The sequence below is a fragment of the Bacillus sp. FSL R5-0585 genome, from assembly GCF_038004545.1.
GTDB lineage: Bacteria > Bacillota > Bacilli > Bacillales > Bacillaceae_G > Bacillus_A > Bacillus_A cereus.
This window is the reverse complement of the sequence record NZ_JBBORJ010000001.1, coordinates 1,718,422-1,733,230: the sequence shown is the minus strand read 5'-3', so window position 1 is coordinate 1,733,230 and position 14,809 is coordinate 1,718,422. Positions and strand designations below refer to the sequence as shown.

Sequence of the window (14,809 nt, the reverse complement as noted above, 5' to 3'; positions counted from 1 at the left end):
TTGAAAAGTAAATTTCATCATATTGTACGAGCAGTCATGATAAAAGATGAAAAATTATTAGTTGCTGAATATATCGGCCATCATTATTTTTTACCTGGTGGCCATGTTGAAATTGGAGAATCAGCAGAGAATGCATTAAAAAGAGAGTTAAGAGAAGAACTTGGAGTAAACTGTAGTATACAACAATTTTTAGGCGTCATAGAAAATCAATGGCAAGATAAAGAAGTTCTTCATCATGAAATTAACCACATTTTTGAAGTAGAGTCACAAGATTTACATACGGACTTAACACCGAAATCTAGCGAGTCTCATTTAGCATTTCACTGGATAGCTTATAATAAAGAAGCCTTAAATCATTATGAAATCATGCCAATGCCATTAGTAAAGGAATTACTAGAAAGTAAGTTAAATGATGAACTCCTAAATTGTTGGATTAGTAATTTTTAAATCACTTTATTTATAGTAAATACGTCCATCGAATGAATATAAAGAAAATAGGCTGAAAAACAAGGTACATCACCTAGTGTAAGTTCATATTTTGTTGATGTACGCATTTAGTCTATAGTCTTGTTTCTACTTTGTTTAAAAGAATTTATTAACTTTAATATTTGGACGGAATTTACATTTATAAATGGAGGGTTTCATAATGAATCAGTTTCAACAAGAACTACAATCATTAAACCTTAATGATTATCAAACTGGCAATGTTGTGTATTGGGATCAACAACAAAGTCAATATCCATACTATTACATTCAAGACGATGCACGTCGTTGTGGCGGATGTGGCGGATGTGGAGGTTGTGGTGGACGTTGCGGTGGATGTGGCGGTAGATGTGGTGGTTGTGCAGGTCGTTGCGGCGGATGCATAGGATGCGCAGGATGTTTCAGTTGCTTTAATTGCTGGAACTGGTGGATTATTTAAGTATAGAAAATTCAAGTTATTTTATATGAAAGAAAGGTGTAAAAACTATTTTGCACTTTTCTTTCATGCTGTAATTTTGATGTGTATTAAGGGGGATTTATTTGTATACATATGATAAGTTGATTTCTTGGGTAGAGGATATAAAAGAAAAAAATCATAGTTCTGCTACAGCACTTTGTATTATAAAAGATAATAAAATCGTACTAGAGCATTATAGTGGTTATCACTCAAATACATCTACAACCAAGAGAGTAACAGCATCTTCACAATTTAACGTTGCTTCTGCTAGAAAAAGTTATTTAGGATTAATGATAGCGTATGCGCTTTATGAGGGGAAAATAAACTCTATTGATGATGAAGCGATAAAATATTTTAAAGACTTTGATCCTGCATTGCTTAGTAAAACGACGATAAGACATTTAGTAACACATTCGCACGGATTAGAAGAAACGAATGACAGGACAATTTTTCGTGAATTTGCACCGGGACAATCATGGGCGTATAGAGATATTAATGTAAGAATGATGACACGTCTTATTTATCAGCTATATAACAAAAGTTTTCCTGAATTGTTAAAGGAGCGTGTGTTTAAACCTGCTAATTTTCAAGAAACAGGTTGGAGAGTTCAGCGAGATGAAAATTTAGTTGACGTTGTTAATAATCCAAATGAAGACGCAATTAGTGAAATTGGTACGGTAGATGATGGTACTGAAAAAAATTTGTTTGTCTCAGCTAGAGAATTTGCGCAGTGGGGCAATCTTCATTTAAATCAAGGTGGGATAGATGGTAAACAAATTGTTCCAAAAGAAGTTATAAAAATCGCTACGAGTTTGCAGAGTCCAACATATATAAACAAAGAACTACCACAAAATGGATTGTTTTGGTTCATCCAAAATGAGCCTGCGCAATTAAGCGAACTTGGTGAACGTGTTCCAAAAGGGTCGTATCAAATATTAGGGATTACTGGACCGACCATTTTAGTAATACCTGAATATAATGTAGTTGTTGCAAAAATGTATAATAAAAGATATAACTACGGCGGTGATAATTACTTATATTATTTACGTGAATTTAGTAATTTAGTCGCTGATACATTTAGTAACGGTAATAGGGCATAATTACTCCTATAACAAAAAGGAGTGATTGAAAGTGAAAGATAAAGTGAACAAAAATAAAAAACAAAATATAAAAGATGTAAATACAGAGCAAAATGCAATTTATAGCGATCCTAAAGATGCAGCTAATATGCAAACTGTACCGCAGCCGAAAGATTTTGATGAAATCGAATATTAATTTTTCATCCGACTATATGATGAATGAAAAATACGTCTTAAGTCTCATAACATTTAAGAAATTATTTGATAACATATATACATAAGCATTTGAAAATGTCTTATCTTAACAAAGCTTTCTTTAGAAATATCTGATATAACCTGCAAAAGGCACTTCTTTATGAAGTGTCTTTTTGTGTATATGAACTTAATTACCATTTTCCGTACAGTATCTTGCAATTTATGATGGATATACTAACTGTGAAAATTCATGTCAAGATAAAAGAAGGGGACAGTTAGTATGAAACAAACTTCTATAAATCCGTTACTAATTGTTCTAGGTACAATCATTGTTCAAATTGGACTTGGAACAATTTATACATGGAGTTTATTTAATCAACCCCTTGTAAGTAAGTTTGGATGGAATCTTAATGCAGTAGCGATAACTTTCTCCATAACAAGTTTTTCTTTATCATTCTCAACTTTATTTGCAGCCAAGTTGCAGAAAAAATTAGGACTTCGAAAACTTATTGCTACTGCAGGAATTGTTTTAGGACTCGGCTTAATACTTAGTTCACAAGTTTCTTCTTTACCACTCTTATATTTATTAGCTGGTGTCGTTGTTGGTTATGCGGATGGAACAGCTTATATTACATCACTATCTAATTTAATTAAATGGTTTCCAAATCGGAAAGGGCTTATTTCAGGTATATCTGTATCAGCGTATGGAATGGGCAGCTTAATCTTTAGATATATAAACGGAAATCTTATCGATAACCTTGGTGTATCACAAGCATTCTTATATTGGGGTATTATCGTGTTACTTTTAGTGTTAATCGGATCGTTCTTCTTACGTGAGGCAATTGTAAGTAATGCTGTAACTGAAACATTACACAATGACTATACTCCGCGTGAAATGATGCGAACGAAACAAGTATATCTGCTATTTTTTATGTTATTCACCTCGTGTATGGGTGGTTTGTATTTAATCAGTATGGTAAAAGATATCGGCGTACAACTTGTTGGACTTAGCGCAGCAACCGCTGCAAACGCCGTTGCTATGATTGCAATCTTTAATACAGTAGGTAGAATCATTCTTGGGACGTTATCAGATAAAATCGGGCGAATGAAAATTGTCTCTGCAACGTTTATTATTATAGGATTGTCAGTCTTTACTTTAAGTTTTATTCCGCTAAATTACGGAATCTATTTTGCTTGTGTAGCAAGTGTCGCCTTTTGCTTCGGCGGTAATATAACTATATTCCCAGCTATTGTCGGAGATTTCTTTGGATTAAAAAACCATAGTACAAATTACGGGATTGTCTACCAAGGTTTCGGATTTGGTGCGCTTGCAGGATCATTCATTGGAGCGATACTTGGAGGATTTCAACCAACTTTCATTATAATTGGTGTTTTAAGTGTTATTTCCTTCATTATTTCAATATTAATCCGTCCACCAAATGTAGAAAAGAAAAAGGAACTAAAACATTTACATCGGAAAGTAGCTTAATTTTAAAAAGAGTCCTAATATAGGGCTCTTTTTTGTGTAAAGAGAATAGAATTATTTAATTTAAAATGAAATGATTTGAGAAGCAATAAAATTGTTTATTTCTTGATGAACTAAGTAGCAGATACTTAGAATATTCATATTGTTTTATAAAGGAACTAACATGTTGTTAAAAAACATTTAGAAAATTACAGTTAACCAACTTTGTGATGGAACGTTCACTTCATTCATAGATCATTATTTTCTTATAAGTTTACAATGAAAGTAGTTGGCTTATATTGATTACAACCATAATTTCTTCTGTTGTGGCATTCGCTACAACAAATATTGATGACATTTTTATACTGCTTGTTTTATTTTCGCAAGTAAGAACAGAAGTACTTAGGAAAGAAGGTAGAGTTGTCCGCGAAAAAGCTATGAGAAAAAAGGTTTATATTGTTATTGGGCAATATGTGGGGTTTAGTATGATTATTTTTCTAAGTATCGTGGGGTCTTTAAGCTCTTTTTTCATTCCTGTTTCGTGGATTGGGTTATTAGGATTCGTGCCAATTTATATGGGTGTTAAAGGACTATTCTCGATTCGTTCTAACAAAAGTAATGAAGTCATTGATAACACTTCTGAGTCATTATTTAAAGTAGCTACGATTACATTAGCTAATGGAGCTGACAATATCTCAATTTATATACCAATGTTCGCTAGTCAATCCTTGGAAGCAAATATCGTTACATTAATGATCTTTTTTTACATGATAGCGATATGGTGTTTTATTAGCTACAAATTGATAAGAGCTCCTATTCTAGTTAAAGTACTTGAGAACAATTGTCATATTATTGTTCCAATTGTTCTAATCGGTTTAGGAATGTTCATTCTTTTTCGCAGTGATACAATTGAATTATTGTACTAATATGTTGAAACTTGAATTAAAAAGAATCAAACGCGGTAAAAAGCCATACTACAGATAAAATGTAGTACGGTTTTTTAAAATTTTAGTGAAATGAAACAGTGCACTACGACTATTCAGTTAGACAGGATATTACGATTATTAAATTGAATAGATACTTTAAAAGGAGCGTGACACTTAAAATGAAAATAGTACAGCAGTGGGTACAAGAAGATAGTGATTACATAAGAGAGAAAGTAATTGAATATAATCAAAAATATCTCGCAGATGAAGAAAAAACACCTTCAGAAAAGGTTAGTTTCATAGTAAGAAATGAAAAAGAAGAAATAGTAGGCGGAATAACTGCAATTACATTTTGGCACCACGTACATGTTGATTTCCTGTGGGTTTCTGAAGAATATAGACACGAAGGTTATGGAACCAAGTTAATAAAACTTATTGAAGAATTTGCAATTGAAAAAGGGTGTAGGTTAATTAATTTAGATACTTTTAGTTTCCAAGCTCCTGATTTTTATAAGAAACATGGATATAAAGTAATTGGAGTAAGTGAAGACCATCCGAAAGGACATAATCATTATTATTTAGAAAAACGGCTAAAAAGTATATAGAATTTATTAACATTAGTATTTGGAATACACATGCAATAAGGGCGAGGTTATTATTAATTTCAGTATTAATTGGATCAATTTTTATTCTAAAACTGCAAGAACGTACTTTGGATAATCTTCCTAAGGTACGTTCTTTTTTTTATATCAGTAGCCTATTCTTATTAACTCCACCAATAGTGGTAAAGGCAAGACTTAACTAACTTATATATATTAAAAGGAGTTAATGGTAGAATGAATAGAAGACAGAAAATTCCTTTTATTAAAAATAGAGGAGGTACATATGAAAAAAGTTAATGTTACATACGCGATTTTGTACGAGAAAACTAATGAAAAGATTTTAATGGTAAAAAACAAAGGGGAAAATGGTTCTTATTATACATTACCAGGTGGCGCAGTTAAATTAGGAGAAACATTGGAAGAAGCAGTAATTCGAGAAGTAAAAGAAGAAACAGGGTTACATATAAACGTAAAAGGGATTTGTTCTATCAGCGAAGCCTTTTTCGAGGAAAGAGATCATCATGCAATTTTCTTTAATTTTCTAGGCGAAATAATCGGCGGGGAGACATATATATCAAGGCCAAAAGAAATTGAAGAGATTACTTGGATGGAATTACATATAGCAGCTCCATATTTACGCATACCAGAACATTTACTATATTTATTACAAAAGAAAGAAACAGTACCTTATTTTTTTAACGGAACAATCGTTCATCAATCTTCATAAAAATATTATCTCATGTAAGGCGGGGAAAACATGGAGTTTATCGTTAATCACAAACAATTCACTCAAGCACTTTCAGAAGTCAACAAAGCAATATCAACAAAATCTTTAATTCCTATATTATCTGGTATAAAAATAACTGCAGATCAATCTGGAATTACTTTAATTGCAAGTAACTCGAATATTTTTATTGAAAAATTCATTCCTGTTTTAATTGAAGACGAAAAGATTGCAACTATTTTAAAGGCAGGAACTATTGTTGTACCTGCAAAGTATTTCATTGAAATAATAAAGAAAATGCCAAGTGATATAGCAATAAAAAGTAAGAATGAGCAAATTATTAAGATACAATCAGAAGAAATCACATTAAGTTTAAATGGATTTCCTGCAGATGAGTTTCCGAATGTACCACTTATAGACAATCATGCAGAAATCAAAGTAGAGACAGAACAATTGATTGAAGTATTTAAACAAACAGTTTTTGCGGTAGCAAAAAATGAATCTAGACCTGTTCTTACTGGGGTGCATATAGAGTTATCTAATAATAAGTTAATTTGCGCTGCAACTGACTCACATAGACTAGCGATACGTGAAACGCTACTTTCCTCAGATGTAAAAGCAAATTGTATTGTACCAAGCGCAACCATTAATGAACTTTTAAAATTAATGAACAGCAATTCGGAATTCGTATATATCTACCTTTCGGAGAGTCATATTATATTTACGTTTGGAACAACTACATTATATTCAAGACTAATTGAAGGGAAATATCCTAATATTTCTAACCTTATTCCAAATGATTTTAAAACGATTATTAACGTAGATAGAAAAAAGATATTACAAGGTGTAGACCGATCAAGTTTATTAGCAAGTGAATGGGCCAATAACAATGTTAACTTAGAAATCATAAACGAATCCACAATTAAAATTTCTTCAAACGCTTCTCAAATTGGGCAAATATCCGAAAGGCAACAAATAGATGCAATTCAAGGTGAAAAACAATTAAATATATCTTTCGATGGGCGTTTTATGGTTGATGCTTTACGAGCAATAAAAGAAGAAACGATTACTTTAAGCTTTGGCGGTTCTATGAGACCGATATTGATTGAAGCAGGAGAACAATCTGCAGCAGTACATCTTATATCACCAGTAAGAGCTTATTAGGGATAGAGGAAGGAATTACATTATGTACAAGCAGACTTTTGTTTTATGAAATCATAAATCAATACATTATAAGAATGATGTATTAGTAAAGCAAACAGTTTACTAAATCCTACATAATATAATTCAATCATAGACAAAGCAGCAATGGTAATCTGAAATACAAAGCAAAATAATAATAACCTAAATATAAAAGCATAGATTAATCGATATGGGGTGAGTACGATGAAGAAAGTAATTGTTTTACTCATTGGTATAGTTTTAATTATTTTTGCTTTTTATCAATATAACAAAAAAGACTATGCAGCTAAAAGTACTAACTTGTATGTAGAAGACTTTAAAGGGGCAAATGATTCAATAAAAATACAATCTGCTATTAATAAAGCAGCGTCTAGTAAAATAAAAACCGTATTGCTTGATGATAAAAAGTATAAAATCACGTCACCAATCACTGTTAAAAAAGGTGTGAAATTATTATTTGGTTATGGATCACAATTTGTGGTTGAGGGAAACTTTAGAGTTCTAGAACTAGAGAAAAACGCATCCATTGAAGGAGCGTATATAGCTATTGACGATCCTAAATTTAACTCTGAAGTTATTCATTTAGACGGTAAAAATAAATATTATAACACTTGGAACAAAACACAAATAAAAGATATAAATATTATCAATTGGACGGAAACGAATAAAGGTACCGGAATTTCTTTATACTCCGCTGGAAAAGAAAATGAAATTTCGTTTGTTAACTTCGAAAACATTAAAATTGTAGGAATGGAAACCGGACTAAAATTAGTAGCAAAAAAACCGAGCACCGGACAAGCTTGGATAAATGCCAATCGTTTTATGAACTTTTCTTTAGAAGACTGTGTAAATATGATTTATATGGATAGTCAAGTAACTACGCCAAATGAAATTAGTGGGAATCAATTTACAAACCTTCAAATACAGCCTTCAAATAAAACAAAAAGCATTATAAAAGTAAGTGGTCAGTATAATGAATTTCATGGAATGGTGTGGGACTTACAGAAAATCAGTCACGAAAACGAACTCATTGAACTAACTGATAAAAGTATGAATACAGTGATTGAAATGTTCAGTGTACCAGCAAATAGAATTTTAGATAGCGGGAAATCAAATATAGTGAAATAAGTTTAAATACAGAAAAAGAGCGAATTCCTTATAAGAGAGTTCGCTCTTTTTCTATTTATAATTAAATTTCTCTCCACCAAGCTGTTAAAGGATAGTTTGTAGATTTTAACGTAATAGATTCGCCAATTTGAGGCGTTGTAATTTTAACTTCTAAACGGTTAGCTTCTTTCGTAACACGCTCTATCGGATCACTCCATTCGTGTAATGCTAATGTAAAAGCACCCCAATGAATCGGAAGAAGTAATTCTCCTTGTACATCAATATGAGCTTGTACAGTTTCTTCAGGCAACATATGAATCGCAGACCACCTCGGATCATATTGTCCGCATTCCATCAATGTAAGATCGAATGGACCATATTTATCACCAATTTCCTTAAAGTGAGGGGCATAACCGCTATCGCCACTAAAGAAAATTTTAGTCTCTTGACCAAGGATAAGCCATGAACACCATAATGAACAATCTCTATCTGTCATACTTCGTCCAGAGAAATGCCTTGCAGGAGCACAAACTAACTTAATATTATCAAATGTAATTTCGTCCCACCAGTTATGCTCACTAATTTTACTAGGTGAAACACCCCATTTAATAAGGTATTGTGCAACTCCGGTTGGAACATAAAAGTGCTTTGCGCGATCTTTTAACTGCGTAATACTTTTATAATTCAAATGATCATAGTGATTATGAGAAATGATAATCGCATCAATTTCTTGAAGGTCATCACGTTCTAAAGAAAAAGCACCACTATAACGCTTACTATTAAACAAAGGAAATGGGGAAGAGGCATCTCCAAACATAGGGTCTAATAACAGTTTTTTACTTTCTATTTTCAAAAGAGAAGCAGAATGGCCAAACCATGTAACACTCTCTAACGATTCATTATCTTTATTTGATAAAACGATAGGCAAATCCTTTATAGGACGCAGCTTTGATTTTATTTTAAAGTAATCCGTCATTAAACTTATAATATCTTTCGGTTTAAAACTCATATCAGTATGAATTTGATTTGTATATTTCTTATTCATTCGTTCTCCTTTTTACGATTAACAATTTACGTATGTTGTTATTGTGGCTATTTGTAGTTTAAACTATATTATTTTACCTTTCATCTAAATTGCCTTGTATTTCATAAATTCGTCAAATTCATTATTTGTATCTATAAAGTACAAATTGCACAGTGGCAGCTAAAACAAATATTAAGTACATGTAAATTGTTTTTATTTAGTAAATTCCTTCTTATACGCAACAAAGAACATACGTTTCGTTGTATGTTATAGAAGAAAATATGTCTCTAATAAAAGAAAGGAAGGAGAGGATGTAAGTGCACATAGAGCGAAAAAAGAAATCAAAATGTAAACTATCAAAATCTGAAATCATGCATTTGTATACTGAAGGGAAGAGCACCTCAGAAATCGCCATGCTCGCTAATGTGTCTGCAAGGTATATTCGTATGGTTTTATCAGACAATAACGTACCAAGACGCGCTATAGGGAGTTGGAAGAGAAAGTATGACATAACAGAAGATTATTTTAAAACGTGGTCAAACAATATGGCTTATATTTTAGGGTTTATAGCAGCAGATGGTGTTATACAGAAAGAAAATCAATGTGTCAGTATATCTCAAAAAGAAAGTTATATTTTAGAAGATATAAAAAAAGAACTAAAAACAAAACAGCCACTTTATCAAAACAAAAAAACAGACGTATATATGCTAAACATTAATAGCAAAACAATAAAAGACGACCTTATGAACATACATGGAATCATGCCATGTAAATCATTAAATATTAAATTTCCATTCGTGCCTGAAGAATATTTACATCATTTTGTTCGTGGATATTTTGATGGGGATGGTTACGTCAAGTATGAAACGTATACAGTAAACTTTGTAGGAGGATCATATAGCTTTATGAATTCTTTAAATCAGGTACTACAAAATCACAATTTACCAGCCGATTTACTAAATCAAAATAAACATTATCGCGTCATTTTAACCGGGAGAAAATCAATACAACTATTTTCAAATTGGATTTATAAAGACAAAGATATTTATTTGCATAGAAAATATGAAGAATTTCAGAAAGAAAGTCTAAGTCTAGATCAATTAAAAGATCGAAACCTAAAAAGAACCCAAGCTGCTGTTAAGCAGAGAAAACAAAATTTCCTTAAGGAATATATGAAAAATAAATGTATCGCTAAAACTTGTTCCATTTTAGAAATAAAGGAACCAACTTTTAAAAGTTGGTTAAAAAATGATAATCAATTTAAAAAAGACTATGAAAGAATTCATTCATTATAAAAATACAAAAAACCTTAGTATATCTATGCTAAGGTTTTTAATTTGAGATTATTAGAGGATACTTATTTTCGTTTATAGAAGTTAGTAAATACATAAATCTTACAATGAATTTACTAGTAAGGGAGGGGTTATGAAGTGTTTACTAATAATATTCCGGAGAATATATTACATACAGCTTATGAAGCTAAAATGATTTTCTCTGGAGATAATTCGCCATCTATAAAAATAAAAGGAACGAAACTTCAATATTTACTTGTAATGCTTCATCTTGGATCAGTAAAGATTTAGTCTTATTGTTTAATGAAAACGATAAATCTTTAAAAGAATACTTTGCCAGCAGCAGATACTCAAAAGAAATTACTTATGAAGAGTTTTTTATCTGGTGGTATCACTTTTTCTATACAAAAGTAACTGAAGAATTAATAAAACAAGGTGTAATTATAACAAGCACAAAAAAATCAAACGTACATAATCCATCAATAACTTTAAATTAAAGTGCTAATACACTTTTACAAATAGCAGCTAAATCGATAAATAATTATTAGTAAATAGAGGATAATCTGAAATCAAAACCTAACATTAAGAAAATGAAATGTTTAAAGGGGAGAAGAGCCTTGCAAAAGAAATTTATCAATCCAGAAACGATGCCACCAACTTTTGGATACTCGCATGTAGTCGAAGTTACAAACGCTAAACGAACAATTTACATATCTGGACAAGTAGCGATTAACACTGACGGTCAAATAGTTGGAATTGACGATTTAGCTACACAAACGCGACAAGTATTCGAAAATATTAAAAGTGCATTGGAAACTTCGGAATTAAAATTTAATGATGTAGTCAAATTAACATTTTTCTTAACAGATATTTCTCAAATGGCCATTGTGAGAAATATTCGAGATCAATACATTGACACTAATAATCCACCAGCAAGTTCAGCTGTAGAAGTTAGAAAGTTAATTAACGATAACTTATTAATTGAAATCGAAGCAATCGCTGTAGCAAACTAGTTATAAAAAAATATTCGTCATCATAATACAATTCGTTTAAAATGAACAGATTAAACGAATTGTATTTTTATTATTTAAAATCTAATTTATATCCGAAAATATTATTATCAATAGCTAATAAAGCGAATAAATACATAACCAATCACACATTACTAATTCGGTGGAAAAGGGGATCATAATAAACACAACTAAAATTTAGTAAGTTTATTACTTTTTTACAGTTAACATAATATATATTATAGGCAGTTATAGAACCAAAGTAATACCAGGTATCAAAACCCAAGTAAACTATACTTAATGAGACGAAACGGAGATTTTTGGTGAGATTTACATTAAATCTTATCTAAACAAATTCCTTCAGTTTTTATCGTTTTTATTTGTTATAAATTCATCACAGCAAATCTTAATCAATAATCGCTTAAGATTTAACGAATTAAAAACATTTTTGATTGGCAAGAAATTTTTATACAGAAAATTTATTTCTATACAAAATATAAATTAGTAATTTTATTTTATGTTTTACTTAATGAATTTATTGCTATTTGCACATGTTTTACAAATTTACATTATTTGTTGTTATTTAGGCTTGACTTTCATTACACTCATTGTTTTTTATTCTAGTTAACATAACGCTTATTTTTAACATAAAAAAATCCTCCTCACCTTCAGGAAGATTTTTGTTTGCTATTATTTTATTTATATCTTCTAGTAACAATCCCAATTGTAAATGACATTGGAAAAATCTAGATTTAACAAATCTTCCTTACGTATAAAGAAATTAGCAACGCCAGAATCTCCCCACATAATATTTAATGAATTGTCTGTATCGATTTGCAGCAATAATATGTCATGTTGCTGGTATTTTTCTTCCCATTCTCTCGGATCTGTCTGTGTGAAAAATGGATATCCACCAATTTTATGTCCTTGATCTTTACATAAATCATCATACAGTTCGCCTAATTCTGTATTATTTTCTTCATCAACAATTTCTTCCCAATCAATGTTATCACTAAAAATCATTTCAAATCGATAATCTCTTGGTGTTACTGGTTGATATGCCAACTCAAACTTTAGTTTTGCTGCTTCGGGTATGATAAAATTCTCTAAATCTAAAGTGTTTAAATAACTAAAATCAGTAATAACCTTATTTAAATCTTCTATAATTGTAGAATGATAAATAATTCGAAAGTCTTTTTGGACTGTGGGATGATCAAAATCTGCTCCAAAAAGATCTTCTTCAGCACTTATGAAAAACTGTAACATTCCATGTTGAGGCATATGTTCAATGTTTGGTATTTCTTCAAGGTTTAACTGCGCAAGTAGCATCATAGGTTGTCCGTTTGAGTCTTTAGGATGCTCTTGATCTATAGGTAAATACGGATAACCACCAAACTTACTTTCAAAAAGCGTTGTTTCAGCTAATGTTCCAGACACTTTAACATACGGTTTCACACTTTCTTCTAAAATACTACGATACTGTTCTAGTTCTTTCGGAATTTGAAGTTGATACGTATTCTTCACTACATTTGCCTCCCTTTAGTAATGAATTGAAAATGCCTAACTTAATTATATAGTAAGCGATAGCTTAATTGAAAATCGTTAAAAATCCATTTTCACCCTCATTTTTTGCGCGCTTGGTGGACAAAGTAAATTATGTTCTAATACCTTTTTATTAATAGTTCGAATTAAGTCCGCTGCTTCTGCAGTATTTGTATTTTCTTTTAGTTTTTCTTTTAAATCATCAATTTCTTTTGAAAGCTCAATCCACCTAGGTAAAACATGATTATTTGCTAAAGTTCTATAAAGTTGCTTTTCAGGATTGTAAGAAAGATCTTTATCAAGATTAAGAGGTTTCCCTTTACCAGGTAAATTATCAAAAGCTCCTTTCTGTTCTGCTTGTTTAACGATAGAACTAATATGATCCACATACGTATAAGACCAAACTTTCTCATCTTTTACTAAAATCTCTTGTTTTTTTAGTTTTTTATCTAGTTCTTCTTGATTCATAGATTCTCTCTCCTTTTTATTTTCTAATGTCGTTTTTGTAAATTCTAATGCCCTTAATCCATCGAATAGCTTTTCTCGCCACCATACGCTATCATGTCCGCCTTGAAACTCTTCGTAAGTGGTTTGGCGTTTCATTTCTTCTAAAGCTTTATATAGCCGTCTATTAGCCGTTAAAAGAGGTTCGTTTTCGAGTTCACCTACTGCTATGTAAGAATGTAGATGAGTCGCATTAGAATATATTAATGAAATTTGATTTTCAATCCAAGGAATTGTATTTTCATAATTATCTTTTTTCCAATGTACGGATCCAGACAGTGACAACACATTTCCGAAAATATGTGGATTTTGAAGTGCTGCATAAAAAGCTGCTAAGCCACCAAGACTGAAACCAGCAATTGTTGTATGATTCTTTTCTTGATAAACGTGATACTTAGCTTGAATCCACGGAAGTAATTCCTTCGTTAAAAATGCATTCATTTTATCGTTATAAGTTAGCTCTTCTAATCGATCGACAGGATCTATAGCAACAGCAATACACGATGGGATTTCTTTTTCGTAAATTAAATAATTAAGTGTTTTTGTGATTGAAAGGTCATTAATGAATGAATTCCCATCAAATACAATGAGAAGTTCTTGAATATGTGAAGTGTGAGAATAATCATGAGGCGTATAAATATGAATTTTGCGTGTGTTATTTAAAATCGAACTATAAAAAGAATATGTTTCAATCTTTCCGGATGGATAATCATTTGAAGGAAAACGACTGCTATATTGCACCTCCATTCCTATGTTTAACACAGACGCTTTATTGGTACCTTCTCCAAATGTATTTCGATTAAATTGGTCTATTTCGTACTGTTCACTACGCTTTATCCAATTATTTTCGAAAAAATCATTTACTGTAAAATAATAAGTTGAAATAAAACTCTTATTTGTTCTAAACGTAACATACCAAATATCTGTCTGTAACAATCGTTGTAATTGATTTACAGACAGATCCCAACCAGGAAAACTACCGAATACATAAACATTTTCAGTATTTTGATTGCCTAACCATATATACGTTATAAGTTTATACTGATTATCTGCAGGGCATTGTTCTATTAGTGGCGTGTGATTTGACTTGATTTCATGCAAAAAAGTATAAAGAGCTTTTTTGTTTCCATTCTTTAATTGATTTTTAAGCTTCTCTAACTTAGGACTGATTATTGTAGTCACCTCTCTTTCTCCTTTGTAGTATTTATTCTATATGT

The 14,809-nt window shown here is 31.1% G+C and carries 16 protein-coding genes and 1 pseudogene; 14 read left to right on the top strand and 3 right to left on the bottom strand.

All coding sequences use genetic code 11. The annotated features are described in order from the left end of the window. The 10 genes from MKY38_RS09010 (at nucleotide 1) to MKY38_RS08965 (ending at nucleotide 8,241) form a co-directional block, all read left to right on the top strand. Nucleotides 1-447: an NUDIX domain-containing protein gene (locus tag MKY38_RS09010; RefSeq protein WP_000836831.1), complete on the top strand. Its 447-nt coding sequence runs from the start codon at nucleotides 1-3 to the stop codon at nucleotides 445-447. 199 nt (nucleotides 448-646) lie between these two features. Then, a complete protein-coding gene (locus MKY38_RS09005; RefSeq protein ID WP_137396765.1) occupies nucleotides 647-922 on the top strand; it encodes a heterocycloanthracin/sonorensin family bacteriocin in 276 nt (91 codons plus the stop codon). Between the two features lie 101 nt (nucleotides 923-1,023). Further along, complete coding sequence (locus MKY38_RS09000) at nucleotides 1,024-2,040, top strand: serine hydrolase domain-containing protein (RefSeq protein WP_000288894.1); 1,017 nt, start codon at nucleotides 1,024-1,026, stop codon at nucleotides 2,038-2,040. Between the two features lie 31 nt (nucleotides 2,041-2,071). Beyond that, the gene (locus MKY38_RS08995) at nucleotides 2,072-2,215 is read left to right on the top strand and encodes a hypothetical protein (protein ID WP_000653680.1); all 144 of its coding nucleotides are present in this window, start codon (nucleotides 2,072-2,074) and stop codon (nucleotides 2,213-2,215) included. Nucleotides 2,216-2,494: 279 nt separating this feature from the next. After that, nucleotides 2,495-3,703 (top strand): L-lactate MFS transporter, encoded by a 1,209-nt coding sequence (locus MKY38_RS08990; protein WP_070180167.1) that lies wholly within the window; start codon nucleotides 2,495-2,497, stop codon nucleotides 3,701-3,703. Between the two features lie 275 nt (nucleotides 3,704-3,978). Then, on the top strand, nucleotides 3,979-4,605 hold the full coding sequence (locus MKY38_RS08985) for a cadmium resistance transporter (RefSeq protein ID WP_114555496.1): 627 nt from the start codon (nucleotides 3,979-3,981) through the stop codon (nucleotides 4,603-4,605). A gap of 179 nt (nucleotides 4,606-4,784) precedes the next feature. Next, nucleotides 4,785-5,210, top strand: a complete 426-nt coding sequence (locus tag MKY38_RS08980; RefSeq protein ID WP_065224920.1) for a GNAT family N-acetyltransferase — start codon at nucleotides 4,785-4,787, stop codon at nucleotides 5,208-5,210. Nucleotides 5,211-5,490: 280 nt separating this feature from the next. Beyond that, complete coding sequence (locus MKY38_RS08975) at nucleotides 5,491-5,934, top strand: NUDIX hydrolase (RefSeq protein WP_065224919.1); 444 nt, start codon at nucleotides 5,491-5,493, stop codon at nucleotides 5,932-5,934. Between the two features lie 30 nt (nucleotides 5,935-5,964). Next, nucleotides 5,965-7,095: a DNA polymerase III subunit beta gene (gene dnaN, locus MKY38_RS08970; RefSeq protein ID WP_065224918.1), complete on the top strand. Its 1,131-nt coding sequence runs from the start codon at nucleotides 5,965-5,967 to the stop codon at nucleotides 7,093-7,095. Nucleotides 7,096-7,317: 222 nt separating this feature from the next. Continuing rightward, nucleotides 7,318-8,241: a hypothetical protein gene (locus tag MKY38_RS08965; RefSeq protein WP_065224917.1), complete on the top strand. Its 924-nt coding sequence runs from the start codon at nucleotides 7,318-7,320 to the stop codon at nucleotides 8,239-8,241. 61 nt (nucleotides 8,242-8,302) lie between these two features. Here the strand turns inward: MKY38_RS08965 and MKY38_RS08960 are convergent, their stop codons facing one another. Next, nucleotides 8,303-9,265 (bottom strand): MBL fold metallo-hydrolase, encoded by a 963-nt coding sequence (locus MKY38_RS08960; RefSeq protein ID WP_065224916.1) that lies wholly within the window; start codon nucleotides 9,263-9,265, stop codon nucleotides 8,303-8,305. A 296-nt stretch (nucleotides 9,266-9,561) separates the two neighbouring features. On the opposite strand from MKY38_RS08960, the gene MKY38_RS08955 reads away from it, so the two are divergent. From MKY38_RS08955 to MKY38_RS08940, 4 genes and pseudogenes are all read left to right on the top strand, one after another. Further along, the gene (locus MKY38_RS08955) at nucleotides 9,562-10,539 is read left to right on the top strand and encodes an LAGLIDADG family homing endonuclease (protein WP_137072584.1); all 978 of its coding nucleotides are present in this window, start codon (nucleotides 9,562-9,564) and stop codon (nucleotides 10,537-10,539) included. A 135-nt stretch (nucleotides 10,540-10,674) separates the two neighbouring features. Next, nucleotides 10,675-10,827, top strand: coding sequence for a hypothetical protein (locus MKY38_RS08950; protein WP_002005131.1), 153 nt, complete (start codon nucleotides 10,675-10,677; stop codon nucleotides 10,825-10,827). Next, nucleotides 10,812-11,022, top strand: a pseudogene (locus tag MKY38_RS08945) (hypothetical protein); the annotation flags it as partial. The gene MKY38_RS08950 and the pseudogene MKY38_RS08945, both read left to right, overlap by 16 nt. Before the next feature lie 131 nt (nucleotides 11,023-11,153). Beyond that, a complete protein-coding gene (locus tag MKY38_RS08940; protein ID WP_001169714.1) occupies nucleotides 11,154-11,549 on the top strand; it encodes a RidA family protein in 396 nt (131 codons plus the stop codon). A gap of 705 nt (nucleotides 11,550-12,254) precedes the next feature. On the opposite strand, the gene MKY38_RS08935 is transcribed toward MKY38_RS08940, so the two are convergent. Together MKY38_RS08935 and MKY38_RS08930 are read right to left on the bottom strand one after the other, a co-directional pair. After that, a complete protein-coding gene (locus tag MKY38_RS08935; protein ID WP_114555498.1) occupies nucleotides 12,255-13,070 on the bottom strand; it encodes a YwqG family protein in 816 nt (271 codons plus the stop codon). 78 nt (nucleotides 13,071-13,148) lie between these two features. Continuing rightward, nucleotides 13,149-14,774, bottom strand: coding sequence for a DnaJ family domain-containing protein (locus tag MKY38_RS08930; protein WP_114555499.1), 1,626 nt, complete (start codon nucleotides 14,772-14,774; stop codon nucleotides 13,149-13,151). Nucleotides 14,775-14,809 lie beyond the last annotated feature (35 nt).

Coding starts and splice junctions, on each gene's coding strand:
- MKY38_RS09005 (WP_137396765.1), top strand. CDS start 647: ATGAATCAGTTTCAACAAGAACTACAATCATTAAACCTTAATGATTAT.
- MKY38_RS08990 (WP_070180167.1), top strand. CDS start 2,495: ATGAAACAAACTTCTATAAATCCGTTACTAATTGTTCTAGGTACAATC.
- MKY38_RS08980 (WP_065224920.1), top strand. CDS start 4,785: ATGAAAATAGTACAGCAGTGGGTACAAGAAGATAGTGATTACATAAGA.
- MKY38_RS08975 (WP_065224919.1), top strand. CDS start 5,491: ATGAAAAAAGTTAATGTTACATACGCGATTTTGTACGAGAAAACTAAT.
- dnaN (WP_065224918.1), top strand. CDS start 5,965: ATGGAGTTTATCGTTAATCACAAACAATTCACTCAAGCACTTTCAGAA.
- MKY38_RS08965 (WP_065224917.1), top strand. CDS start 7,318: ATGAAGAAAGTAATTGTTTTACTCATTGGTATAGTTTTAATTATTTTT.
- MKY38_RS08960 (WP_065224916.1), bottom strand. CDS start 9,265: ATGAATAAGAAATATACAAATCAAATTCATACTGATATGAGTTTTAAA.